Raw genomic sequence first — 24285 nt, 5'->3', positions numbered from 1 at the left:
GAGATGCAGCCCGGGTTGACCCGGAAGAGGTACGCGAGCGCCCTTTTTGATCATGTATTGTTGAGTGGGCAGCAGTTTTTGTAGAGACCACTGCAAGGATAGCTTTGCTGAGATGCATCGCCGGCAGTGTAGGCTGAGGATCGTCGATAGGAGCTTTGCGTGCGTTTTCATCCGTCTTCGCTCAGCGGACCAATGTTGGTCGAACCAGAACCCATTTGGGACGAGCGTGGGTTTTTTGCGCGTACCTTCTGCGTCTCGGAATTTGCCGAGCACGGTCTGACGACCAGCTTCGTTCAGAACAGCATGTCCTATTCGCAGCACAAGCACACGTTGCGCGGCATGCACTTTCAGAATCCGCCTCATGCGGAGGTAAAACTGGTCAGTTGTATCGCAGGCTCCATCTACGACGTCATTGTCGACCTGCGCCCGCAATCGCCGAGCTATCTGAAATGGGAGGGATTTGAGCTGACGGCCAGTAACCGCCACATGCTCTATATACCGAGTGGTTTTGCCCATGGCTTTCAGACACTCGGGCCCGACGCGACGGTGAGTTACATGATTTCGGAGTTTTATGCGCCGGGATCGGCGAGCGGCCTACGGTTCGACGATCCCTGCCTGGCGATCGACTGGCCTGCTCCACCCAGCACATTGTCGGATCGCGACAGGCATTGGCCGCTGCTCACAGCTGAAGCGCGCCCCGCGGAGCTAATGAGCTGACAACAGCCCGTGCTCGCGCAAAAGCCGGGCGGCGGCGGCGATCTCGGCGAAGGGGAGTCCGGACCGCTCGGCCATCGCGAGCAGCGAATTGCTGCCGTCCGCCAGGTTGAGAACCCATAGCATTGGCATTGCCCCATGGCTGGAAGCGTGAAGGCCTCCAAGCGCCGCGTATAGTCCGCGCCGGCCAAGCTGGGGCTCGCCCTTGGGGCTGAGGTTGAGAGGAACCCAGTCTTCCTCGACGACGTCGATTACGTCCGCAAGCATCTCGTACGAATGCGCCAGATGCTCAGCACGAATGAAATCAAGATTGTCGGCGGAGGTGTGATATTGCGGGAAGGTGCCGTGGGCACCGCGTTGGAATAGGCCGACGGGCATGTTGAAGCCGGGCGAGCAGAACTGGCGCTCGTCGTAGCCGTACGGACTGAAGTCGATCACCTTGGCGGATTGGCCCGGGAGATGGGAAAGCACATGCGCCATCGCCCGGTCGATGAACGCCTCACCGCGCCGGCTCCGTTTGTAGGTAGGGCCTTGGCCGTCGCCGACGCACGAGACCACAAGCCCGTGGTCGATCCGGGGGATCTTGTCCTCATTGGCCGCAAGCCATGCCAGGGAGCCGATAGTCCCGGGAATGAAGAGGAAACGATAGCTATAGCGTGTCCGACGTGCGCGGAGTTTCCCTGCCAGGACCGTCAGCAAAGCCAGGCCCGAGCAATTGTCGTTCGCCATCGAGGGATGACAGATATGGGTGGTCAGCAGGAACTCGCGGTCGCTCGTGCCGGTATGGAGATATTCGCCGTATGTCAGCGCGCCTTGTCTGAGTTCGCTGTCGATGTGAACGCGATAGCGACCTTCCGGAAGCGACGTCAGGAGATTGTGCGACATGCAGAATCCCCACCGTTCCGCATAATAGGATGTCCGGTAGGGAATAAGGTCGGGTTGCTCCGGTAGCGTGAAAACATTCTCCTTCAACTCGGCGAGGCTCACCACCTTGTCGACCGGAACGCTGTAATTCAGGACATGAAGATTGGAATCCCGGAAATCGACGATCCGATTGCCTTTTTCGTCGTCGATATAGGCCTCGCGGATGATCCATTCGTTTGGGATCACCCAGTCGAAGACTGGCGTTCCCGTCGCAACCTCGTGCACTTCGATCGGCAGATGACGCGACAAAACGCGCAGCGTCTCGCGAACGCCGGGACCGGTGATGCTGCGGGCGATCGGGAAAAGCTCTCTGGCAAGTTCGTAGATATTCTCGCCCAATTGGGCAGAATTATTCACCAGTTGTTGAGCGCCGTCGTCCATATCGCCGTCGCTACTGCAGCATAGCGGCCGGAATTTTTGCCTGGCTATGCGCTACGCGGCGAAGATCTTGGGCGATCACGCCAGTCGCCATCAAATGCTTGATATGAGCGATCCGCTGATAGCGTGGACCCTCGAATTCGCCGGGCGTCAGTCGCGACGACTTGAGCACGTTGAGGAGTTGCTCAGCCCCGCTTCGAGCGTTGTGTCGCGGCAAAGCGTCGGGCAGCACGCGAGCAAGCTTGCTGAAGTCGACACGGTACGAGCGCTTGTCCGGCCCAGCGTCGCTGGCGAAGGTGAGTTGGCAGCCGGGGACGACTTCGGTGACGATCTCCGCGATGTCGCGGATCCGGTAGTTGTGCTCCGTTGACCCAACGTTGAACGCCTGGTTCCAGACCGCTTCGGTCGGTGCGGCAAGACCTGCAATGAAGGCTCGGGATATGTCCTCGATATGCACGAGCGGTCGCCAGGGCGTTCCATCCGATTTGAGATAGAGCAGCTTTTCCGAAACAGCCCATGCCATCAGGTTGTTGAGCACGATATCGAAGCGCAGGCGCGGCGAGACGCCGTAGGCGGTCGCCGGCCGAAAATAGACGGGGCAGAAATTACCATCTGCCAGTGCCGAGATGTCCCGTTCCGCCAGAACCTTGGACTTTCCATAAGCCGTGACGGGATTGAGGTCGCCGGTCTCATCGATCAGATCGCTTTCGGATACCCCGTAGTTGCTGCAGGAGGAGGCGAACAGGAAGCGTCGCACGCCGGCTTCCTTGGCGACCTGGGCTACCCGAACGCTTGCGCGGTGATTGATCGCGAAGGTTATGTCGGGGTTCAGGTTGCCGAGCGGGTCGTTGGAAAGCGCTGCAAGGTGGATGACGGCCTCGACGTTGACGAAGTCCTCGTGGCTTGCATCGCGCACGTCCTTGCAAATGCTTGGAATGTTGGCGAGCTTGCCCGCGGGGGCAAAGGTGCAGCGCTCGTACAGATTGGCGTCGTAACCTATGACGTCGTGCCCCGCGGCGATCAGCATGGGCACCATCACGGAGCCGATATAGCCTTGATGGCCCGTAACCAGAACTCGCATTGTTCCTCCTGCGGAATGCATGGCGCTGATCGACCTTCGCACGATTTTGTCTCAAGGCGACTGACCCAATCGGATGAGGGGTTTAGGTCTGTCGGCCATGTGCGCGAGTTTCCGCAGATTGACGGCGTCACGACGTCCTGGTCGGCTTCGGGATTCACCGGGCCGGATCGCACGCCGCACTTCATCGGTCGAAGAAACGCCCGGACACTTCGACCCCACCGCGGCCGCATTCCGGCTCTTCGGAACTAATTCAAACGGCCACCGGCTAATCACAATTGATGTCGGGCACCCGCGCTGTGGAGGGGTGCCCGGCACGAAGCGCGAGCCATAAGCTGGCATGGTCTTGGCGGGCAATCCCATGCCCTCCTGTGATTTGGCCATGGCACCGTTACGAGTCTCGGACCGTACGTCGTCTTTTGTCTGCAGGGAGTTCGAAGCTGGAGGAACTGAAGGGAAAATCGCTGCGGGGCGCGTTTGCGAAGCTCTGCGGACAAGGGCTCTCCTTTGTTCTGCGGCTTGGCTTTGTCGCCGCAATCGCACGCCTGCTGGAGCCGGCGGATTTCGGCCTGGTCGCCATGGTGACCGTGGTTACGAGCTTCTTCGACCTGTTCTCAACCGCTGGACTCTCGGCGGCGACGGTCCAAAAGGCCGACATCAGCGATCAATATGTATCGACCCTTTTTTGGGTCAATGTGGCCGTCGGCGGCATCCTTGGCGTGCTCTGCGTCATCACCGCGCCTTTCCTCGTCGATTTCTACCAGGAGCCTCGCCTGCTTCCGGTGACCGCCGCGCTGGCGGCGGGATTCCTGTTCAATGCCGCCGGAGTGCAGCATCTTGCGCTTCTGCAACGCTCGCTGCGCTATGGGGCCCTGGCTGTCATCGAGACAATTGCCCAGCTGGCCAGCATTGCGACCGGGCTTGGAATGGCGTTTTACGGCTTTGGCTATTGGGCGCTGGTCGGGGCCGCACTCGTTCAGCCAGCAACGATGACCCTTCTTATGTGGCTCGCTACTTCCTGGCGTCCGGGAAAGCCCGGAAGGCTCTCCGATGTTCGGTCCATGCTTAGGTTCGGGGCTACGATCACGTTCAATAATCTGGTCGTCCATCTGGCCTATAATTTCGACAAGCTGATGATCGGGCGCTATCTGGGGGCGGACGCCTTGGGCATCTATGGGCGAGGCTATCAGCTCATCAATATACCGAACACGACCTTGCTGTCCGCGATCGGGGGAGTGGCCTTTTCCGCCTTGTCCAGGCTGCAGGGTGATCCGGTGCGCTGCAGGGCGTATTTCCTCAAGGGATATACACTCGTCAACAGTCTTACACTTCCGACGACGATGTTCTGTGCAATCTTCGCGGACGAGATCATAACCGTCGTCCTCGGGCACCACTGGCACGCAGTGACGCCGATCTTCCGTTCGCTCGCCCCCACGATCCTGGTTTTCGGGATCATCAACCCGACGGGATGGTTCCTCCAGTCGACGGGTCTTCAGGGACGTAGCCTCAATATGGCATACGCCATCACCGCGCTGGTCTGCTCGGCCGTCATCATAGGTCTCCCTTACGGAGCCAACGGTGTGGCGCTCGCCGTTTCGGCGGCCATGACCGCGTGGGTGGTGCCGCATATCTTCTGGTGCGCGAAGGGGACGCTTCTGTCGCCTTTCGATCTCTTTGCCGCGATCTGGCGGCCTTTTCTGGCCAGTATCGTCGCGACCGGTGCGGGATTTGAGGCGGCGTTCTATCTCGGGCCATCGTCCACGCCGCTCCTTCGGCTTTTGGTAGGTGGCACGGTTATGGGCGCCGTCTACGCCTGTCTGCTCCTGTTCGTCCTGGGGCAAAAGAAGTTGTACGTGGATGTCCTGGCGGCGCTGAGACCTGCATCGCCGGACCGAATTGCCGACACGTCCGCCAATCTCGGAGCAAGCAGATGAGCGCGAAGGTTCCACAGGTTAGCATCGGCCTTGCCGTGCGAAACGGAAAAGGATGGGTGGAAAACTGCATAGAATCCATCCTTGGCCAGGATTTCGAGGACTTCGAACTCGTCGTTTCCGACAATGCATCTGACGACGGAGTGACAGAAACGCTTGCAAACTATGCGCGGGCCGACAGGCGCATCCGACTGAATGTCAACCCTTCGAATATCGGGCTCCATCAGAACATGAATCGTGTGCTGAACCTGGCGCGCGGCACATTCTTCCGCTGGATCAGCGCCGATGACTGGCTCGAGCCGGGCTACCTTTCGAAATGCGTGAGGACGCTTGAAGACCGGACCGATGCAATTGGCCTGACCACCGGCTTCACCGTCTACTCGCCTGAGGGGGCAGCGAGATGGACGGATTACCGGGGGGAATTCCCGAGCTCCGGCGACGCTGCTCAGCGGTTTGCAAGGATGCTGTGGTTCTATCATGCCGGCGACGCCAAGTATGATCCGATCTACGGCATTTACCGACGCTCCCAGTTCTTGGAAACGCGCATGCTTCGCCGCTCCGAGCAGGCAGACTGGCTGATATGCGCGGAACTGGCGCTGATGGGGCCGATCCTTCATATCCCCGATCGGCTCGCGAACCGTACGCAGAAGCCGCGTCTCGGCCTGGACCGAGTTGCATTCCGCCGGCGTCTTGATCCCATCCGCAGCGAAGAACTCAGAACCTGGCCGTCCCGCACTTATCGTGACCTTCGCGATATCGTCGGTTCAGCCGAGCTTACCGGGGATCAGCTGCGTCGATGCGAAATGGCGCTTCGCCGCTTCTGGGCGAAGGAGACAATCAGGGTCGCACGTGCGCAACTGTCAGATTCACGGCATCAACTGCTTAGGCGCCTGCGCGGGCATCAGGGACGCTTTCTGTCATCGACATTTGTGAGCCAAGACTAGGCACGGTCGATGCGCAGGCCGCACAAATGGAGGTCGGCCGAGATGATCCACCAAAATCCGAATATCGCGGACCTCAAGGTTCTCATCACGGGCGGAAGTGGCTTCCTCGGCTCCCATCTTTGCCAACGGCTTCTTGGACTTGGCTGCGAGGTCCACGCTACCTCACGTTTCAAACGGGAGAGGGACGATAACGGACCGATCTGGTGGGAAGCCGACATGGCCGATCTCTCGACGGTTCGTCGCGTCGTTGCGGCAGTGAAGCCGGACATACTCTATCATCTGGCCGGCTCGGTTGGCGCGAGCCCCGACCTTGAGTTGGTCGTGCCGACCTATCAAAGCCTGTTGACCAGCACGCTAAACGTGCTGGTGGCCGGAACGGAGGCCGGCAGCGGCCGCATTATTCTGAGCGGCTCCTTTACCGAGCCCCAGCCCGGTCTTGAGCATCCCACTCCATATTCGCCCTATGCAGCGGCGAAATGGGCGGCGTCGGGCTACGGGCGCATGTTTCATGCTCTTTTCCAGGCACCGGTGGTTATTCTGCAGCCATTCATGGTCTACGGACCGCGCCAGGCGCCCGCCAAGCTCATCCCAAGCGTAATCAAGTCGCTCCTTTGCGAGGCGGAGCCCAAAGTGACCAGCGGCAAGCGCAAGGCCGACTGGATCTATGTGAACGATGTGATCGACGGGTTCATTTTGGCGGCGACGACAAAGGGGATCGAGGGGAACACGATCGACCTCGGATCTGGCCGCCTGGTCTCTGTTCGCGAAATCGTCGAGAAGGTTGTTGCAATCGTCGGCTCCGCACCCTCTCCCGTTTTTGGCGCGGTTCCCGACCGGCCGTCCGAAAACGAGGTCATGGCCGATACCGAGTGTGCTTTGGCGCGGCTTGGCTGGGCGGCTAAGACCTCGCTGGACGAGGGGCTCCGTCGAACGGTTCAGTGGTATCGCACCGGCGTGGTGGGCGCGGCAATCGCGCAAGCCCTCAACCAACTACTCCTTCTGAATAACTGGGATGCGCTGGACGCACTTTTGTAGGCATTTTGCGCGGCACCGGACCAGCCAAATATTGTGCAAGTGGGCGTTGCGGCCCGTCTATCGTCAACACGGCCCGGTATATTTACAATGGATATGTCGCCGATCGCCAGTTTGGAGACAGCAAGGGAGTTCGTAGCCAGCCCTTCCGGGCGTTCCCTCGTTTCGTACCGGTCAGTGCCCGCGCTGGCTATCATAGCGGATACGCTGGCCATCACCGTGGCGTGTGCCGTCTGGAGCTTCCAATCGGGCGCGGATGGAGGGGGGGTGGCGATGCTCACACTGGGCATCGCGCCGATCGCCTGTGCGCTGTTCGTGTGCTCGGCGAAGCTGGCCGGCCTCTACCAGCCCTCCACAATTCTCTCCGAACACATGCGGCTCCATGTCGTTGCCTCGCTTTGGCTATGTACGGCAACGCTCCTTGGCGTGAGCGCCTTTGCGTTGGGTAAGGAGGTCGATCCGCTAGCTGGCGTCGCCTTGGCGCTCGGTGGACTGATCTCGCTTCTGGCCCATCGGGTGTGCTGGCGGCTGTTTGTCCGTAGAGATTCCGCAAGAAGAACCACGGCAGGTCGCAAAGCGGTGTTGATTCACCAAGGGGCCTCACTCGATGCCAACGCGGCCCCCGAACTGCAGCAGCATGGAATCCACATCGAATACCGATTAAATCTCGGAACGCCGGATGACGAGGCGCTGATAAGGCAGCGGATCGAGCTGGCAGTTGCGATCGCCCAGAACTCCGATGTCGATGAGATACTCATAGCGGCCGATGTTCAAGATTGGCAGAGGCTCAAACCCCACCTAACGCCCCTGCGCCAGCTCCCATTGCCAGTCTCGCTTATTGCTCGGGACTGGTTGGTCGACTTTGTGAAGCAGCCGGCTCAGATAGTGGGATCGTCGGCTCTCGTCGAACTGCAGCATCCGCCCCTCACCATAGTCCAGCGAGCAGCCAAGCGGCTCATCGACATCGCCATCTCAATGGCCGCTTTAGCGGTGCTTTGGCCGTTCATGATACTTATTGCCGTGATGATCCAAATCGACTCGCGCGGACCAGTGCTGTTCAGGCAAACCCGCATCGGCTTCAACGGCAAAGCCTTCAAGATATACAAGTTCAGGACCATGAATGTCCTGGAGGACGGCCCTGGGATCCAGCAGGCGACTTCTCAGGACAAACGCACCACGGAGTTTGGCCGTTGGCTTCGCCGGACCAGCATAGATGAGCTGCCGCAGCTGCTGAACGTCCTCATGGGTGACATGTCGGTCGTCGGGCCGAGACCGCATGCGGCTTCGCATGACAGCGAATTCGGTCGGGCGATCGGCAACTATGCTTTTCGCCGTCAAATGAAGCCGGGCATTACTGGCTGGGCACAGGTAAGCGGATTTCGCGGTGCAACGCCGGAAGTCGACTTGATGACGAACCGGATCCAGATGGACATGCTCTACATAGAGAGGTGGAGTATCTGGCTGGACATTCGCATAATCCTGCAAACACCGTTTGCCGTTTTGCGCGGGCTAAATGCTTACTAGGCCAAGTCCAGGAAAAGCGTGAGCGATTTTCTGCCCGTAATTGCGTAAAAACAAAGGGATAGAGCGGGTCGCCGTGTCCCGTGAAGCGGTGAAACGTTATAGATGCGGCGATAGCAACGCGCAGCCGTTACCAAACAGACTTGCGTGCATGCGAGAGATTGGAACGCAGCCGCCCGAGATAAGAGTCCTGGAGGGCCAGATCCCTTGGGATGTCCTTCCATTGCCATGAGCGGTCCAGCGTGTTGCGCGGTTTCAACCACGCTTCCTTGGTGGCGATGCCTCGCCCTGACGTGTAGACGCGGCTGTAGCCTTCAGCTTTCAGTTTTTTCAGAACGCGGCGATTATAACGGCCGAAAGGAATACTGGCCTCACCGATTTCGCAACCGCAAATGTCTTCCAGCCTGCGCCTGGCATCCACCGTTTCGATGTGCAGCCGCGCATCATCGAGCTTGCCCCAGTCAAGATGATGCATACCGTGGCTGCCGATCCGCATCCCCTCCTGAAGAAGTTGCCTGATCGCCGATGCACTCAGATATCCACGGGTTCCCACTCGCCCTGCGCAAACAAAAAAAGACGCAGTGAGGCTTCTTTCCAGAAGTGCGGGCAAAGCAATGTCGACATCACTTTGATTGCCGTCGTCAAAGGTGATGAGGACGGGGTAGGTGCTTGCAGCGGCCGACACTTTGTCCAAGGCCGCGAAAAACGGATCCGCATCCCACCAGAAATCCAGTTCGGCCTTGTCGATACCGGGTGGGGCTATGCCTATGCCGTGGAAGTTGATGAAGCGCTCTTTCGATCCAATCACACCTGGTTTCCTATGGTCGCTTTATTGCTTTTGAACCTTACGCGCGGCAAACCGATATCCGGCGCAGGCAAGTACAAATCGATATCCACCAAGGAATGCTCTCACCATGAGCTTGTGGTGTCCATTCTTCAACCCGACTTATCGGCTTTCTCGCATCGGGCGATCAAGCAAGCTCGTCAGTGCGGCGGGCTTTGCAGAGTTGGATGCGATCTGAATACGGGAACATCCCCCTTTTTGACCATGCCCAAGGGACATCCTACCCATAAGGGTGCGGTCGCATCGCTCAACGGATAGCTCCTCAATTCGCCGGGAGTCGGAACACTGCCATTGTTTGCCTGAGGCGATCTCTGCCCGGCTCAAACATGATGCGGAGCTAAGGCGTCAATGAAAATAGCTATCTTCGGGCTGGGCTATGTCGGATTTACCACCCTATGCTGCCTGGCACACCAAGGCCATGAAGTGGTCGGGTTCGACGTCAACGGTCGCAAGGTTGCCGGCGTCAACTCGGGGATCACACCGATCATCGAGCCTGGACTCGGCGAAATGCTGCTCCAGGGGCTGGCGGACAATCGCATCTCGGCGTTCGTGGAAGTCGAAGACAAGCTCGAAGGCTGTGATGTCGCGATAGTATGCGTCGGCACGCCCAGCGGAGCGGACGGCGCCCACGACATGACATTTGTGACCGAAGTCTCAAAGGAAATAGCGCTGCACGTCGGGCATGGCCGCGCCAAGCCGCTGACCGTGATTTACCGCTCGACCGTAAGGCCCGGAACGATGGAAGGTCTGATCGCGCCGATCTACGCAGGCTTGCTGGGAGACGCGGCGGACCGCGTTGAACTCGCCTACTGCCCCGAATTCCTGAGGGAATCTTCGGCCGTCCATGACTACTTCCTGCCCCCGAAGGTGGTCATTGGGACGCGGGACGGCGAGTCGAAGCCAGCCGTTGACGCGCTTTTTGCCGGCTTCGATTCGCCGCGCTTCGTAACGCGTTTCGCGGAAGCCGAAATGACAAAATTCGTCGACAACAGCTGGCACGCGATGAAGGTGGCGTTTGCCAACGAAATCGGCCGGATCGGCCTTCAGCTCGGTGTCGATCCGGCGAAAGTGCACGAGATCTTTGTTTCCGACACGAAACTCAACATTTCGCCGTACTACCTGCGCCCCGGCGGAGCATTCGGTGGCTCGTGTCTGCCAAAGGACGTCCGTGCATTGCAGAACATCGTGGCGGACTGCGGGATCAATGCGCCTTTGATCGACTCGCTCCTGCGCTCCAATGACGCGCATAAATACTGCCTGTTTCAACTCGCGACGAAGGGTCTGAAGCCGGGAGCATCGGTGTTGCTGGCGGGCCTGGCTTTCAAGGCCGGAACGGACGACCTGAGAGAAAGTCCCAATATCGACCTTGCGCGCAGCCTGCTGAGGGAACGCTACAGGCTGTCGATTTTCGATCCGGCCATCGACGCCGGCAAGCTGGTGGGCGCCAATCTGGGCTACGCCTGGTCCTGGCTTCCGCAGTTTGCCACCCTGCTGGTGAGCAAAAAGCAGGCTGAAGCTCGGCGCTATGACCGGGTGATCTTCGCAAACCGCACGGCGGGCATGCTTTCCTTCTCGAAAGCGCAGAGCGTGATTGATCTCAACGCGCTTTCGGACAGCATAAACAGGCTGCCTGCCCCTCCCGCATCCCTGGAAGAGCCAACCCAGCCTGGCGACGCCCTCAGGCGCGCAGTAGCTTAGGGGAAAAGAGATGTCCGTCATCTCGATGTTTGGGGCCGAACAAGCCCGATCCGGCAGCCTTTCTACCCGTAAGGTCTTGATGATTGTCGAAAACCTGCCCGTGCCGTTCGACCGGCGCGTTTGGCAGGAAGCGCGTGCATTGCGTGACGCGGGCGCGGAGGTCTCCATCATTTGCCCTGTCGGCGTAGGGGCGGAAGAGCGTGAAGAGACGCTGGAGGGAATTCACGTCTACAGGCATAACTTGCCGGTCGAAGCCAAAGGCGCGTCGGAATTCCTGCTCGAGTACGGCGCAGCGCTCTGGCATGAGACCCGCCTGGCATGGAAAATCCTGTTCAGGCATGGGTTTGAGACCATCCATGCCTGCAATCCGCCGGATCTGATCTTTCTCGTCGCCCTGCCGTTCAAGCTGCTGGGCAAGCGTTTCATTTTCGATCATCACGACATCAATCCCGAGCTCTACGAGGCGAAGTTCGGCAAGCGCGGGCGGCTTTGGCGGCTGCTGTGCCTGTTCGAATGGATTACATTCAAATGCGCCGACGTGGTCATTTCGACCAATGAGAGCTACCGAAGGATCGCGCTTACCCGCGGCAGGAAGCGCGCCGGCGACGTATTCGTGGTGCGGTCCGGTCCGGACCTGACACGCTTGAAGACCGACTGCCCCGACCCCGGCCTGAAAAAGGGACGCAAGTTTCTTGTGGGCTATGTCGGCGTGATGGGGGAGCAGGAAGGCATCGACCTGCTTCTGCGTGGCGTCAAGCATCTCGTTGACGAGCGTGGCCGGCAGGACGTCCAGTTCGTTCTCGTCGGCGGTGGCCCGCAACTGGGCAACCTCAAGGAATACTGCCAGAGCCTGGGGTTGGACGACTATGTCACTTTCACCGGTCGGGTTCCCGATGACATGCTCTTCACCGTGCTTTCGACGGCCGATGTCTGCGTCAATCCGGATCGCGTCAATCCGATGAACGACAAGTCCACCATGAACAAGATCCTGGAGTACATGGCTTTCGGCAAACCGATCGTGCAGTTCGACGTCACCGAGGGGCGCTTCTCGGCGGACAAGGCCTCCCTCTACGCCCGCCCCGATGATCCTATCGACTTTGCTGACAAGATCGAATGGCTGCTTGACCGCCCCGTACAGCGCAAGGTCATGGGTGACTTCGGCCGTGCTCGTTTGCAGCGGGAACTTGCATGGAGCTATCAGGTGCCGAACCTCATCGCCGCGTATCAACGGGCCAGGCCAGCTGCTGCAAGGAAGTCGTGAGCCGGTTTTCCTGCCCGAGCGCTCAGGCGCGGTTCCATTTGTCGACGATGCGCGAGGCATCTGCTCCGAATGCAAGAGCCAGCATCACCTTGCATCGGTAGAGGCGAACCAGGACGACACCGTACATCGCAAGCATGCGCGCCCTTGGGCCTTCAATGCGATCGGAAAAGCCGATCCGCAGCAACTCTGCCGCGGGCGAAAGCGCAACCGCGAAACTGCGCAGGATCCAACGCGGCCGCCAGCCTGGTGTCGTGCGCACCCGATTGAAATCATGAGCGACATGCCGCTCCCATTTCGCGGCGATCTCAGCAAGATTCCGGCGAGCGGGATGGAATACGATCATCTGCTTGCGGTAGTGGGTGCGGAAGCCTTTGCGAAGCGCGCGCTCCCCCCAGTCGCGATCTTCCGCGATCTCGATGCCCCCGAACGGTCCAACCGAAGACAGAACTCTCGCACGCATCGCCAGATTGCCGGTGCCCGTATACCCCTGCTTGGCGATGTATTCGCGCATGCGGTAGGCAAATACGCTTTCATAGGCTTCAAGCAGCGTAAGCCGGTGTTCGTCCTGGCGCGCAATCCTGACGTCGCCCCCTATGATGCCAATGTCTTCCCGCTCGGCAAAGCAGCGTTCTATTTCGCAAAGCCAGTCGGGATGGGCGATACAGTCGGCGTCAATGAAGGCCAGCGTTTCGCCGCTCGCATGGGCCGCGCCGCGGTTTCGCGCTGGCCCCGGACCAGGTGTGCGCTCGAGAAGGAGCGTCACAGCGGGAAAGGAGGCGCAAAGGTCGGTCGGCATCTGTCTCGATCCGTTGTCGACGACGATGATCTCGACTTGCTGCCGCGGCGGGCGCTGAGCCTGCAAGGATGCTAGGCAGCGCCTGAGCATTTCGTGCTGGTCGAGATGCGGGATGATGACAGTGATCATGTTCTTCGTGGACTGCTCCAGGTCTGCTGCGACAAGTCTTCCTTTGAGCATCTGCAAGTGCCGCAGCCGGTCCAAGCCGAAAGCCGATGCAAGCGAACACATCGCGAACCGCCCGCATCGTCCTCCCAAGAGGTGAGCCTTGTGGGCCTTTTGTTCAGGCCCTCTTCGAGCCAGTGCCCAGTCACATTGTCGCTTGAGGTTTGTTAGGCGTTGCGACCGCACCTAGTAGAACTTTTCGTCTGCCGGGTAGCCAGTTGGTAAACGGAGTAAAATGCTTGCGCCTTTTGTTTAGGTACCCTCGCTGCGGAACGACCTTCAAATTGTGAAGGCTTAGGAGTTTCGTAATCTAGCAAGGCAGCGAGTGTCTCGGGCGGGTGTGATAGAAGCTGGAGCGGGTGTGGATCTGCGCCCAATTGCGCGCGGCGATGTCGCAGCCGTCGCGCATTTTCTGCATGACAACCTGAACCACAGGATCACGCCGGCAACGTGGGCTTCAGCCATAACTCCCACATGGCAGCGAGATTCTCCCAATCATGGTTTCATGCTTGTTTGTGGCGGGCAGATCGTTGGGGTGTACTTAGCCTTCTATTCCCAGTCGTGCATCGAAGGACGGATTGAGAAAATCTGCAATATGGCCGCGTGGTGCGTTCTTGAGGAATTCAGATCACACGGACTGAGGCTGGTGAAAGCCATCCTGGGTCAGGACGGTTACAATTTCACCGACCTCTCACCGAGCGGGAACGTGGTTCAACTGAACGTGCGTTTGAAATTCCAGTTCCTCGATACGGGCACGGCGGTGGTTGCCAACTTGCCATGGCCAGGATGGTCGGGAACTCGCGTGGTATCGGATCGGGAGTCGATCGAGGCCATTCTTCAAGGGCGAGACCTGGAAATTTACAAAGATCATGCCGGGGTTCCTGCTGCGAACCATCTGGTCGTGCTCAAAGGCGGTCAGGTTTGCTACGTGATGTTTCGCCGAGATCGTCGAAAGGGGTTGCCATTCTTCGCTTCGATACTCCACGTCAGTAATCATGATCTGTTCCGAGTTGCTGCTCGGCATGTTTACAGTCATCTGCTAACCCATTTCGGCATATTGGCAACGCTCGCCGAGACACGTGTCGTCCGTTATTGTCCGCGTCTTTCATTCATGCTTCGCTCGCCTCGCCCAAAGATGTTCAGAAGTGATCGATTGCAACCCGAAGAAATTGGCTACTTGTATAGCGAGCTTGCCTGTGTGCCGTGGTAACGGAAGCAAAGCCGACATGAAAAGATTGATGAGATCAAACGTATGCCATCTGCTCGAGCAGGCCGCGGAAAGTCGGGGCGGCGCTGCAGCGCTAACCTATAAGGACACGACCTGCAGCTATGATGAGCTTTGGCATCGCGTTTGCAGTTTCGCATCCGGCCTGGCGGCGATAGGCCTGGCGCGCAACGACCGTGTGGCGATACTGCTGGAGAAACGCATCGAAACCATCGTGGCGATATTTGGAACTGCGGCCGCAGGTGGTGTTTTTGTGCCCGTCAACACGCAGCTACGTCCCCAGCAGGTCGCCTATATCCTCGCCGATTGCAATGTAAGCGTATTGGTGACAACGCACGAGCGGTTCGCCGAGTTGGTCAAGCAGCCGGATGGCTGCGCTTCCGTTGCTCACGTCGTTCTGGTTGGCGACGGTCCAACCGACGTGGACGAAATCGCTACCCAAAGCTTCGCCAGGCACGATTGGGCGTCGTTGTTGGACCCGAACGTCTCACCGCGACCACAGCCAGTCACGATCGATCTGGACATGGCGGCAATTCTTTACACATCGGGAAGCACCGGCAAGCCAAAAGGCGTCGTCTTGAGTCATCGCAACCTCATAGTCGGAGGCGAAAGCGTCAGCCAGTATTTGGAGAATACCTCCAATGACACCATTCTCTCGGTACTGCCCTTGAGTTTCGACGCCGGGCTCAGCCAGTTGACAACCGCATTCAATGTCGCAGCTCATGTCGTGCTGATGAACTATCTCTTGCCGGCCGATGTCGTGCGGCTGTGCACCAAGCATTCAGTCACTGGCATCACGGGTGTGCCGCCGCTCTGGATTCAGTTGGCGGACCAGGCATGGCCGATCGAAACGGCGGCCAGGTTGCGCTATTTCGCCAACACCGGAGGACGGATGCCGAAGTCGACACTCGACAAGTTGCGGCAACGCTTTCCGCGGGCTCTGCCTTACTTGATGTACGGCCTGACCGAAGCATTTCGCTCGACCTATCTGGATCCTGCGGAAGTCGACCGCCGCCCCGATTCGATCGGCAAGGCCATCCCCAACGCTGAGGTCATGGTCTTGCGTCCGGATGGTTCTCGGTGCGCGCCTGGTGAAGAGGGTGAACTCGTACATCGCGGTCCGCTGGTCGCCATGGGCTACTGGAACGATCCAGGGCGCACGGCGGAACGTTTCCGGTCTATAGTGGGACAGGAAGCCGGATGGCGGACGCCGGAAGTCGCCGTCTTTTCCGGCGATACGGTGGTAGCAGACGAAGAGGGCTTCCTTTTTTTCGTCGGACGCAAGGACGACATGATCAAAACATCCGGCTATCGCGTCAGCCCCACAGAGGTCGAAGAAGTGGCCTATGGCACGGGGCTGGTTCGCGATGCCGTCGCGCTCGGCGTCGAGGATCCGATCCTCGGACAGCGAATAGTCTTGGTCGCCAGCCCGGCCGGCGACCTCCCGCTCGACCAAGCAGGCCTGCTGTCCGCAATCAGGCTGCAACTGCCGCAATATATGGTGCCAGCCTCGGTTTTGGAGATGTCGGCTCTACCAACAACGCCAAATGGCAAATTCGACCGCGTTTCACTACGGCAGCGACTGGCCTCATGAGCGTTCATCCAACAATTGCGGCTTTCACAGCGGATGGAAACTGTCTCGCCGTAGGGGGAGTGCCGATCGATCGGCTCGCCGAACGAATTGGCTCCACACCCTTCTTTGCTTACGACAGACGGATGATGACCGATCGCGTGAGCTATCTCCGTTCGATCCTCCCACCCGAAATCCATCTGCACTACGCAGTCAAGGCCAATCCCATGCCGGCCGTGGTCCAACACATGGCAGGCCTCGTCGATGGCTGTGACGTCGCCTCGGCAATGGAAATGAAGGTCGTTCTCGACACTCCGACATCGCCCGAGCATATCAGTTTTGCAGGCCCCGGAAAAACCGCCGGTGAACTTGCACAAGCGATCGCCGCCGGCGTGACGATCGAAATGGAATCGGCAAACGAAGCCCAACGCATCGTGGAGATCGGCAACAGACTGGGAATCCGACCGAGGGTCGCCTTGCGCGTCAATCCCGATTTCCAGATCAAGGGTTCTGGCATGCGAATGGGCGGCGGCCCGCAGCAATTCGGCGTCGACGCTGATCAGGTGCCTGACCTGCTGAAGCAAATCGTTGCAGCGGACCTGGAATTTCTGGGTTTCCACATTTTCGCCGGCTCGCAAAATCTGCATGCCGATATTTTATGCGAGGCACAAAACAAGACTGTCGAACTCTTACTCGATCTGGCCGATCGCTCGCCATCTCAGGTAAGTTATCTCAATCTCGGGGGCGGGTTCGGAATTCCTTATTTCGACAAGGACCGCCCACTTGATCTCGCGCCATTGGGCGAAAACATCGCCAAGTTGATAGACACCGCAATCCGCCCCCGCTTGCCGCATTGTCGCGTGGTCATGGAATTTGGCCGATATCTCGTCGGAGAGGCCGGGATCTATGCTTCGCGGGTTATTGACCGCAAGGTCTCGCGAGGGCGCACCTATCTGGTGGTGGATGGGGGGCTGCATCATCAATTGGCCGCCTCTGGTAATTTCGGGCAGGTCATTCGCCGCAACTATCCCATGGTCGTGGCCAACAAGATGGATGCGACCGATCTGGAGACCGTAACCGTGGTCGGTTGTCTCTGCACGCCGCTGGATACGCTTGGGGACAATGTCAGCCTTGCCCGAGCCGACGTCGGAGACATGATCGTTCTCTTTCAGGCCGGAGCGTATGGCCTTACAGCCAGCCCGACGGCGTTCCTCGGACACCCGATGCCAGCCGAAGTGTTGGTTTAGATCCATAGCGAACCTGGGATGGAACATCATGAGTGCGGATATGCAGACACTGGAAGCCGTTAGAGAAGTCGTGGTCGAGACACTTGGCATCGAAGACAGCCGACGGCTTCTCCATGCGCATACAGCCTTGTTCGGTAGCCTGCCGGAACTGGACTCATTCGGGGTGCTGACACTGGCGATGGCATTGGAGAGCCGTTTCGCCTTTCAGATCGAAGACAGTGAGTTCTCGGCCGATGTTTTTGAAACGCTCGGTACCCTTGCGGATTTCGTTGATCAAAAACGCTCGCATCGAAAGATCGAGGCAGTGTCCTAGACATGATTCCAAAGTTGGAGCCGGTTCTCGGAAAAGATCATGCTTCGACAAAGAGTTAGATCGGCGATGACGGTGCAACGGAACGTCATCCTGTTCTAGAGTTGGATGATTTCAGCCGGCTTGACCCAAGAAATTGGATCGCTCGGATGCGTAGCCTCTTGCTCTCACAGTCATGGTGCGGACGACCCGCGACGAAGGCGCAAGGTTGAGAGCAGCCGGGCAACCGAAGAAGGTGGCCCCACGCAGGCCTGCTGCCACCGGAGACTTCACTTTTTCCATATTCAGCAATGTACGCGACTGTCGGAGCCCCTCCGCTAAGGTGGTACCTCATGACCCGCTATAGGTGACAGGCGCCTCGCGGCAATTCAGCCTACCACTATCGGGCGCGCCGGCTCCCTCGCTTTTTGGTAGCGATCGGCCACGGTCTCTTTGTGTACGATGTATTCTCGGTGCCTCTGGACCAACAACGGCAAGTTGGAAACGGACTCAAAGCAGCAGCGGCTCCAAGTCGATGGCGACGTCATAAACCTAGAGGAATGAAGAACCATGCTCCCTCAAAAACCAGCGAACGGAGCTCCCTTGCGCCCCGGCGATGTCGTTGAGGTGCGGTCCGCGGCTGAGATTATGGCCACGCTGGACAAGGATGCCGCCCTGCAGGGGACGGTATTCATGCCGGAGATGATCGCGCATGTCGGTCAACGCTTCACCGTGTCGCGTCGCGTCGACAAAGTCTGCAACATGGTTGACGAAAGTGGCTCTCGCCGAATGCGCGGGATGGTCTATCTTGACGATCTGCGCTGCGACGGGTCGAGCCATGGCGGGTGTCAGGCCGGTTGCCGTATTTACTGGAAAGAGGAATGGCTTCGCAAGGTCGACGACAACGACGCCGCACGTCCTGGGGTCGCCAGGATAGCTGCCTCTCCAGAGCTCGAGCGGACTGCCGGCGCGGCCACGCATCCAGCCAACCCGGTGGATGACAGCGGGGCGCAGCTCTGGCGATGCCAATCGACTGACGCTCTCAAGGCATCCGAGCCCGTGAGGCGGCTGGATCTTGGGCAGTATTGGCGTGAATTGACGAACGGCAACTTCAATCCGATCCGTTTCGTAGGCCTTTTGGTCCGGGCGATGACAATGGACGTGCTCCATCATTTCGGGCTGATAAGGACGCTCCCGCTGCAAGGTCCGGGCAAGGCTGGTTCCAAGCGCGAGACGCTAGGCCTGCAGCCAGGCGAATTGGTCCGGGTACGATCCGCGGAGGAAATCGCAGCCACCCTTGACGAACGAGGCGAGAGCAGTGGCCTCTCCTTCGACCGCGAGATGCTTCCCCATTGCGGCGGCACGTTCCGAGTAAAGACTGCCGTGCAGCGGATCGTGGATGAGAAAACGGGCCGCATGCTGAAGATTCCCAAGGACTGCATCATCTTGGACGGTGTCGCCTGCTCAGGCGAGCTCAGCGTCAACGGTCGATGGTTTTGTCCGCGCGCGATCTATCCGTTCTGGCGGGAGTCTTGGCTCACCAGGGTCGGCGACACTGCCGATCAGCCGACGGAACCGTCATGCCACCGCTAGAATGGCGCGGAGGGCAATGCGCCGCCGCGCCGACAGTCGCCCATTCCGGCAACGTTCGTACTCCTTTCGTTTCTGGCTGCCGCCGCGAGGCGCGCTGTTGGCCCGATTAGGTAGTTGCGCGCACCATATACGCGGCCGAAACTTCTACTGCGAAGCATCTCACCGGGCAGCCTAATGATCCCAAATGTTCTCGCTTGGAACATACGCGGCCTGACCCTGGAAAACCGGCTGGCCGAAACGAGGTGCGTGGGGCCGGGCTTCGATGAAGTTCGATTGGCTGCGGCGATCACCGTCCTTCTGCATCATGCTCACGGTTCCATTTACGATGCGAAGGCAGATATCCTCTTCGCGTTCAGCGGTGGATTTCTCCATTTCGGCCTCCTCGCGGTTCTTGTCTTCTTCTCGATCAGCGGCTTTCTGGTGGCTCCGGGCCTGGCTCGGTCGGGCAAGGTAATAGACTATGCGGTAAGCCGGGCGCTCAGGATTTTTCCAGCGCTCGTTGTCGTGGTGATCTTAACCATGATCCTGCTTGGTCCGATCCTGACGACACGGTCGTTGCCGCGGTATTTCTCCGACTCTGGCCTGCTCCTCTACGCCAAGAACATTCTTACGCTCACAGATGATTTCCTTCCCGGGGTGCAGTTGCCGGACGGGCATCCCGCAATCGTCAACGGCGCGCTCTGGACGTTGCATTTCGAAGTCTTGTCCTATGTTGCGCTGGCGGTGATGAGTGTGGTTGGCATCCTCGCCCGGCCTCGCCTGGTGTTGGTCGTGTTCCTTGCGGCCTATATCGTCTATGTGGCGAATGGGATCTTTCCTGCATTCGCCGAGCGGCTGCCCGGCCGTTTCGTTACCTTCATCAGTCTCTTCGTCTATTTTGCTTCCGGCGTCGTTCTATCCACCTTCCGTCGGACAATACCCTACTCGGCTGCCTTGGCGGGTTCGGCGTTCCTGGTCCTGCTGGCTTCGCTTGCGTATGGAGCAGGTATCGTCGCGGCACCGCTCTGCCTGCCATATCTTGTGGTCTTCGCTGGGCTGTCGAACCTGCCAGGACGCTCGTTCGTCAGGCGCGATCTGTCTTACGGGGTGTATCTGATCCACGCGGCGGTTCTTTGCTGCCTCAGCATCATGTACCCCGGGATACATTCGTGGGAATTGGTGGCCCTGATGGCGCTGATCGTGACGCTGTTCTTGTCGTATGCCTCCAGCCTCCTTGTGGAACAACCGGCTCTGTCCACAAAAAAATCCGTGGCCAACTGGATCGGCCGCGCACTGCGTCGCAGGCCGGATTTGGATCCGCCTATGGCCGGTGGCGCCATGCAGGCAATCACCGAACATATCGCTCTGGACGAAATGGCGAGCCCTGTCCGCAGCGCGGGTCAGGGTCGAGGCGATTGGTCTCGGGAGGTCACGTCATGACGAGTATCGCTCTGATTACACCGAGTTTCGGTCCGGACTTCGAACTTTGCGCCGACTTGTGCCGGTCCGTCCTCGACAACGCGCCGGCTTCAGCCCTGCATCACATAATTGTTCCGCGTCATGATTTGCAGCTGTTCGGTCGGCTCGCGGGTCCACGAACCGTCATTCATTGCGAGTCCGATTTCCTGCCGCGCTCGTTTGTCCCGCTGCCCTTCAGCAAGTTCACGGTCAATCTCAAACGACCTTTTCCCCCGGTCCGAGGCTGGGTCTTGCAGCAGATCGTGAAGCTTTCAGCGGCCGCAGCATCGCAGGAAGATGTGGTGGTGCTGGTCGATTCCGATATCGAGTTTGTGAAGCCATTCACCGCAGAGACATTCTTTACCGACAGCAAGGTCCGGTTCTTCCACAAGCCAGGTGCCGTCGACGAACAACTTCCGCGTCATATGATCTGGCATCGGGGCGCTCGATCCTTGCTTGGCCTGTCTCCGAGCCAACCGCCCTATGCCGACTACATAACGTCGATGATCGCATGGGATCCAAGAATCGTGCGGCAGATGCTTGCTCGCGTCAGCGCGGTTTCCGGAACCCATTGGGCATCGGCGATTGCCGGTCGACTGCACTTTTCAGAGTGGACACTCTATGGAGTATTCGTTGACGAAGTTCTCGGTGGTGAGGCCAACTCCTTTATTTCCGAGGACCCACTTTGCCTTGCTCATTGGGGGACCACGCCGCTAACGCGCGAAACGGCTGGCCGTTTCTTCGCGGGCGTTAAGAGTACTGACATTGCTGCCATGATTTCGGCCAAGTCCCGCACCCCGCTTGAGGTCAAGCGCGGTGCCTTTGCGGCTTTTCGGGCGAAAGCGTCGGCGACGCCGCCCCGCACCCGGATGCTTGAAACTTGATGACGGCGAGAACACACCGCATCGGCGGCCCCTTCGCGGTTTCCGCTGCTTCGGCGTCGCTACGCGATATGAGCGCGACGTCTGGCCGCGACGCTTCACCCGAGGCGAAATTCTCGATCCATCGGACAAATGGCGTGACCGGCAAAAATGATCACGGGGAGTGCGATGCCAATTGCTGACAATGAGGACAGGACCTCTGGCCAAGCACCAGAACCTCGCTTTTCCGTCGTAAGTGTCACCTATAACAGTGCCCAGGTCCTTCCTGGTCTGCTCGACTCGCTGAAGGAAGGACTTGCCGGCGTCGCTTTTGAGATCGTTATTGCCGACAACGACTCGGCGGACGCGAGTGTTGAAATCGCACTTAACCACCCGAGCAAGCCGCGCGTGGTCCAGATGGGCCGAAACGCCGGTTACTCAGCTGGTATCAACGCTGCTTCCGCCGTGATCCGCAAGGACGCAAACCTACTGATCATGAACCCAGACGTTCGCCTCATGCCCGGCGCCGCCAGGGTGCTATTGGAACGTTTGTCCGATCGGTCGGTGGGTGTGGCGGTACCAAAGGTTTTTGAAGCGGATGGAAGGCTTGCATGGTCGCTGCGCCGCGAACCCTCGCTGGTCACGGGCTGGACCGACGCGGTTCTTGGTGGGAAACTCTCTGCTCGCTTGGGAACTGGGGAGAAGGTCGGAAATCCCGCCCGTTATGAAAACGGCGCGATAATCGATTGGGCGGAAGGCTCTGTTTTGGCGGTCGCAGCACGCGCCCGAGCGTTGGTTGGAGACTGGGACGAGTCGTTCTTTCTATACAGCGAAGAGACGGATTATATGCGCAGGGTGCGAAGCGCCGGGTTATCGGTTGCCTATGTTCCTGGGGCGCACGCAATCCACATCGGGGGTGACTACAATAGCCCGCGTCTGGCTGCACTCCTGGCTCACAATCGGATCAAATATTATCGTCGTCATCACGGAGCGGTTTCGACCGCACTTTTTCGTATGAGCATAGCCCTGGGCGAGGGACTTCGCGCCGCACGAGGGCCCGCGCACCGGGCTGCGGCGCTAATCGCATTGTTCCCGCCATCGTACGAAGGGATAGACTTGATCGTCGGGTGAAGGTTTCCCACACGCCCAGTCGGTATTTTCGATGGGCTGGCTGCACCCGATAATCTGGCAGGTCAGAGCAATTACAGGAAAAGTGTCAGAGGTTTCCGTCCGGAATTGCGGATAGAGCGGATCGCCGTTTCCGTGAAACGCTGAGCCGCTCTAATTACTGAGAGATGCCCGAAGCCGGGGAGGGCATAGACTCATTGGGATCACTGGGCAGTATGGCGCTTACTTGCACCTTGAGTACGTCGCCAGGCACGAGTGTCGTGGACTCCGATGCGTCGAGTTCGCCGGATTTTTGCTGGCCTTGTCTCACGATGACGAATTTCAGATCGGAACTGCCGGCGGGCGGCTCCTTCAAGACGACCGTGCTGTCGGCCTGCAGCAACTGACGGATCGTGTATTCGCGCGATTTCAGTTCGGCGAGTTCACTTTGCGCGTCGCGCAATTGGGTCGCGACCTCAGTCTGGTGCTGATCTTGGATGGCGAACTCCTGGCGCGCCGATTCGCTCAGACTTTGCCGCGCCCGCATCGCCTCGATGTCTCCCTGGGCACGCTCCGCCCGCATCTGTCCGAGCACGCGGTTCATATCCGACCATCGCGACGTCGTTGTGATGCCTTGTTCCACCAGCTTGGTGAGCTTGGAGACCTCGGACTGGGTGTCGGCGATCAGCTGGGTCGAGTCCTTGCTCTTGGCCGCCATGATGTCGAGCTCGTTGGTATACATGTCACGCAGCTCGGCAAGCTTGTCCACCTGTCGCGCCATCTCGTTCGCACGCGCGGCGAACAAGGTGCGCTCCATTGTCATGACTTCGTTGACCAGGTCGCGGTCGTCGTTGCCCGTCAGTTCGGCCGGAAAGCGAATTTCCTTGTCGCCGGCCAGTTCGGCCTGCAGCCGCGCGATGCGCCCGACATGTCTCAGCTTGCCTGTGCGAATCGTGTTGAGCTCGCCGAGCAGGCTGATATCGCTCTGCCCTGCCTTTTCGAGCGGCGGCCTATAACGCCCGCCGGCGACGGCTACCGCCTGCAGGACGGTGAGTCCCGGCCGGAATTGATACGTGCCTGGCGTGGTTACCGCACCGAGCACGTAGATCGGCGGGTATTGCGTTATCTCGACCGATACATCCGGAGCGGAAATGAGACCTATCTTGTCATGCAGCGCCGCCGATATCTGGGCCGCAACGTCGGTGCTCGTTTTGCCGCTCACATCGAGCGAACCGACAACCGGCAGCCCTATTGTTCCTTGGTTGGACACAAGAAAATCGCCGCTGAGTGCTTCCCAGCGCTGGTACTCGCCCTTTGACGGGTTCCACTGGATGATCGAGATGTGGATCTTCGTTTGCGCGACGAGCTTGTAGTCGTCAGCCTGAGCATTCCCTGCAAATAGTATGTTCGCGGTGCTGACGAGCAGGGCCGCTGCGAACCTAACTTGGCGAAGGCGGGCAAGTGGATTTGAAAACATTCTTTTTCCTCGGCGCGTGCAGGGTGGATCGCTGCGCTGGAGTTCCGATCAACTGAGAATAGGTCCCAGGCGAAACCGAGTGAACGTGAGAATAGGACCACTCCGGCGACCAAAAGGAGAGGGTCCATCGTCAAAAGAGGCATTAGCTCCCTTGTCGCTCGACCTTAGGAAGTGCTTCCGCCGGTGAGATCGCC

The 24285-nt window shown here is 59.1% G+C and carries 20 protein-coding genes; 15 read left to right on the top strand and 5 right to left on the bottom strand.

The features are described from left to right. Positions 1–159: 159 nt before the first annotated feature. Positions 160–717 carry a dTDP-4-dehydrorhamnose 3,5-epimerase gene (rfbC, locus tag FJ988_RS10610; RefSeq protein WP_181183491.1) on the top strand — a complete coding sequence of 186 codons (558 nt, stop codon included), beginning with the start codon at positions 160–162 and terminating at the stop codon, positions 715–717. Here the strand turns inward: rfbC and FJ988_RS10605 are convergent. Next, positions 706–2019, bottom strand: a complete 1314-nt coding sequence (locus FJ988_RS10605) for a DUF4910 domain-containing protein (RefSeq protein ID WP_140817195.1) — start codon at positions 2017–2019, stop codon at positions 706–708. The genes rfbC and FJ988_RS10605 overlap by 12 nt on opposite strands. Positions 2020–2029: 10 nt before the next feature. Next, the gene (locus tag FJ988_RS10600; protein WP_140817192.1) at positions 2030–3097 is read right to left on the bottom strand and encodes an NAD(P)-dependent oxidoreductase; all 1068 of its coding nucleotides are present in this window, start codon (positions 3095–3097) and stop codon (positions 2030–2032) included. Positions 3098–3513: 416 nt separating this feature from the next. Between FJ988_RS10600 and FJ988_RS10595 the strand changes: the two genes are divergently transcribed. The 4 genes from FJ988_RS10595 to FJ988_RS10580 all read left to right on the top strand — a co-directional run bounded on the left by FJ988_RS10595 (position 3514) and on the right by FJ988_RS10580 (position 8525). After that, the gene (locus FJ988_RS10595) at positions 3514–5028 is read left to right on the top strand and encodes a lipopolysaccharide biosynthesis protein (RefSeq protein WP_246688500.1); all 1515 of its coding nucleotides are present in this window, start codon (positions 3514–3516) and stop codon (positions 5026–5028) included. Further along, on the top strand, positions 5025–5969 hold the full coding sequence (locus FJ988_RS10590) for a glycosyltransferase family A protein (RefSeq protein WP_140817188.1): 945 nt from the start codon (positions 5025–5027) through the stop codon (positions 5967–5969). Before FJ988_RS10595 ends, FJ988_RS10590 begins: the two co-directional genes overlap by 4 nt. A gap of 42 nt (positions 5970–6011) precedes the next feature. After that, positions 6012–7004, top strand: coding sequence for an NAD(P)-dependent oxidoreductase (locus FJ988_RS10585; protein WP_181183490.1), 993 nt, complete (start codon positions 6012–6014; stop codon positions 7002–7004). An 87-nt stretch (positions 7005–7091) separates the two neighbouring features. After that, positions 7092–8525: an exopolysaccharide biosynthesis polyprenyl glycosylphosphotransferase gene (locus FJ988_RS10580; protein WP_140817183.1), complete on the top strand. Its 1434-nt coding sequence runs from the start codon at positions 7092–7094 to the stop codon at positions 8523–8525. A 127-nt stretch (positions 8526–8652) separates the two neighbouring features. On the opposite strand, the gene FJ988_RS10575 is transcribed toward FJ988_RS10580, so the two are convergent. After that, positions 8653–9330, bottom strand: coding sequence for a polysaccharide deacetylase family protein (locus FJ988_RS10575; RefSeq protein WP_140817181.1), 678 nt, complete (start codon positions 9328–9330; stop codon positions 8653–8655). Between the two features lie 384 nt (positions 9331–9714). Here FJ988_RS10575 and FJ988_RS10570 point away from each other — a divergent pair, with 384 nt between their 5' ends. Continuing rightward, a complete protein-coding gene (locus tag FJ988_RS10570) occupies positions 9715–11064 on the top strand; it encodes a nucleotide sugar dehydrogenase (RefSeq protein WP_140817179.1) in 1350 nt (449 codons plus the stop codon). A gap of 10 nt (positions 11065–11074) precedes the next feature. Further along, complete coding sequence (locus FJ988_RS10565; protein WP_246688499.1) at positions 11075–12325, top strand: glycosyltransferase family 4 protein; 1251 nt, start codon at positions 11075–11077, stop codon at positions 12323–12325. A 22-nt stretch (positions 12326–12347) separates the two neighbouring features. On the opposite strand, the gene FJ988_RS10560 is transcribed toward FJ988_RS10565, so the two are convergent. Next, positions 12348–13250 carry a glycosyltransferase family 2 protein gene (locus tag FJ988_RS10560; protein ID WP_140817248.1) on the bottom strand — a complete coding sequence of 301 codons (903 nt, stop codon included), beginning with the start codon at positions 13248–13250 and terminating at the stop codon, positions 12348–12350. 397 nt (positions 13251–13647) lie between these two features. Here FJ988_RS10560 and FJ988_RS10555 point away from each other — a divergent pair, with 397 nt between their 5' ends. From FJ988_RS10555 to FJ988_RS10520, 8 genes are all read left to right on the top strand, one after another. After that, the gene (locus FJ988_RS10555; protein WP_246688498.1) at positions 13648–14496 is read left to right on the top strand and encodes a hypothetical protein; all 849 of its coding nucleotides are present in this window, start codon (positions 13648–13650) and stop codon (positions 14494–14496) included. 28 nt (positions 14497–14524) lie between these two features. Beyond that, positions 14525–16105 carry an acyl-CoA ligase (AMP-forming), exosortase A system-associated gene (locus tag FJ988_RS10550; RefSeq protein ID WP_407067727.1) on the top strand — a complete coding sequence of 527 codons (1581 nt, stop codon included), beginning with the start codon at positions 14525–14527 and terminating at the stop codon, positions 16103–16105. Continuing rightward, the gene (locus FJ988_RS10545; protein WP_140817175.1) at positions 16102–17328 is read left to right on the top strand and encodes a pyridoxal-dependent decarboxylase, exosortase A system-associated; all 1227 of its coding nucleotides are present in this window, start codon (positions 16102–16104) and stop codon (positions 17326–17328) included. The genes FJ988_RS10550 and FJ988_RS10545 overlap by 4 nt, the downstream gene beginning before the upstream one ends. Positions 17329–17356: 28 nt before the next feature. Next, positions 17357–17641 carry an acyl carrier protein gene (locus FJ988_RS10540; RefSeq protein ID WP_140817173.1) on the top strand — a complete coding sequence of 95 codons (285 nt, stop codon included), beginning with the start codon at positions 17357–17359 and terminating at the stop codon, positions 17639–17641. A 624-nt stretch (positions 17642–18265) separates the two neighbouring features. Continuing rightward, on the top strand, positions 18266–19210 hold the full coding sequence (locus tag FJ988_RS10535; protein ID WP_140817171.1) for a hypothetical protein: 945 nt from the start codon (positions 18266–18268) through the stop codon (positions 19208–19210). Positions 19211–19384: 174 nt separating this feature from the next. Then, the gene (locus tag FJ988_RS10530) at positions 19385–20629 is read left to right on the top strand and encodes an acyltransferase (protein WP_140817169.1); all 1245 of its coding nucleotides are present in this window, start codon (positions 19385–19387) and stop codon (positions 20627–20629) included. After that, positions 20626–21531 carry a DUF6492 family protein gene (locus FJ988_RS10525; protein ID WP_140817167.1) on the top strand — a complete coding sequence of 302 codons (906 nt, stop codon included), beginning with the start codon at positions 20626–20628 and terminating at the stop codon, positions 21529–21531. The genes FJ988_RS10530 and FJ988_RS10525 overlap by 4 nt, the downstream gene beginning before the upstream one ends. Before the next feature lie 165 nt (positions 21532–21696). Then, positions 21697–22638 carry a glycosyltransferase family 2 protein gene (locus FJ988_RS10520; RefSeq protein WP_140817165.1) on the top strand — a complete coding sequence of 314 codons (942 nt, stop codon included), beginning with the start codon at positions 21697–21699 and terminating at the stop codon, positions 22636–22638. Between the two features lie 154 nt (positions 22639–22792). Here the strand turns inward: FJ988_RS10520 and FJ988_RS10515 are convergent, their stop codons facing one another. Further along, entirely contained in the window at positions 22793–24091 is a 1299-nt protein-coding gene (locus FJ988_RS10515; RefSeq protein ID WP_140817163.1) for a polysaccharide biosynthesis/export family protein, read from the bottom strand. Between the last annotated feature and the right edge of the window lie 194 nt (positions 24092–24285).

Source organism: Mesorhizobium sp. CU3, assembly GCF_006442965.1.
Lineage (GTDB): Bacteria > Pseudomonadota > Alphaproteobacteria > Rhizobiales > Rhizobiaceae > Mesorhizobium.
The sequence above is the reverse complement of the archived record's forward strand: the minus strand, read 5'-3'. Positions and strand labels throughout refer to the sequence as shown.

Excerpts from the sequence above, each read along its gene's own strand:
- FJ988_RS10560 (WP_140817248.1), bottom strand. The coding sequence starts at position 13,250 with ATGATCACTGTCATCATCCCGCATCTCGACCAGCACGAAATGCTCAGG.
- FJ988_RS10535 (WP_140817171.1), top strand. The coding sequence starts at position 18,266 with ATGGCCACGCTGGACAAGGATGCCGCCCTGCAGGGGACGGTATTCATG.
- FJ988_RS10605 (WP_140817195.1), bottom strand. The coding sequence starts at position 2,019 with ATGGACGACGGCGCTCAACAACTGGTGAATAATTCTGCCCAATTGGGC.
- FJ988_RS10540 (WP_140817173.1), top strand. The coding sequence starts at position 17,357 with ATGAGTGCGGATATGCAGACACTGGAAGCCGTTAGAGAAGTCGTGGTC.
- FJ988_RS10570 (WP_140817179.1), top strand. The coding sequence starts at position 9,715 with ATGAAAATAGCTATCTTCGGGCTGGGCTATGTCGGATTTACCACCCTA.
- FJ988_RS10545 (WP_140817175.1), top strand. The coding sequence starts at position 16,102 with ATGAGCGTTCATCCAACAATTGCGGCTTTCACAGCGGATGGAAACTGT.
- FJ988_RS10530 (WP_140817169.1), top strand. The coding sequence starts at position 19,385 with ATGATCCCAAATGTTCTCGCTTGGAACATACGCGGCCTGACCCTGGAA.
- FJ988_RS10580 (WP_140817183.1), top strand. The coding sequence starts at position 7,092 with ATGGATATGTCGCCGATCGCCAGTTTGGAGACAGCAAGGGAGTTCGTA.
- FJ988_RS10600 (WP_140817192.1), bottom strand. The coding sequence starts at position 3,097 with ATGCGAGTTCTGGTTACGGGCCATCAAGGCTATATCGGCTCCGTGATG.
- FJ988_RS10590 (WP_140817188.1), top strand. The coding sequence starts at position 5,025 with ATGAGCGCGAAGGTTCCACAGGTTAGCATCGGCCTTGCCGTGCGAAAC.
- FJ988_RS10585 (WP_181183490.1), top strand. The coding sequence starts at position 6,012 with ATGATCCACCAAAATCCGAATATCGCGGACCTCAAGGTTCTCATCACG.
- FJ988_RS10565 (WP_246688499.1), top strand. The coding sequence starts at position 11,075 with ATGTCCGTCATCTCGATGTTTGGGGCCGAACAAGCCCGATCCGGCAGC.
- FJ988_RS10550 (WP_407067727.1), top strand. The coding sequence starts at position 14,525 with ATGAGATCAAACGTATGCCATCTGCTCGAGCAGGCCGCGGAAAGTCGG.
- FJ988_RS10515 (WP_140817163.1), bottom strand. The coding sequence starts at position 24,091 with ATGTTTTCAAATCCACTTGCCCGCCTTCGCCAAGTTAGGTTCGCAGCG.
- FJ988_RS10520 (WP_140817165.1), top strand. The coding sequence starts at position 21,697 with ATGCCAATTGCTGACAATGAGGACAGGACCTCTGGCCAAGCACCAGAA.
- FJ988_RS10525 (WP_140817167.1), top strand. The coding sequence starts at position 20,626 with ATGACGAGTATCGCTCTGATTACACCGAGTTTCGGTCCGGACTTCGAA.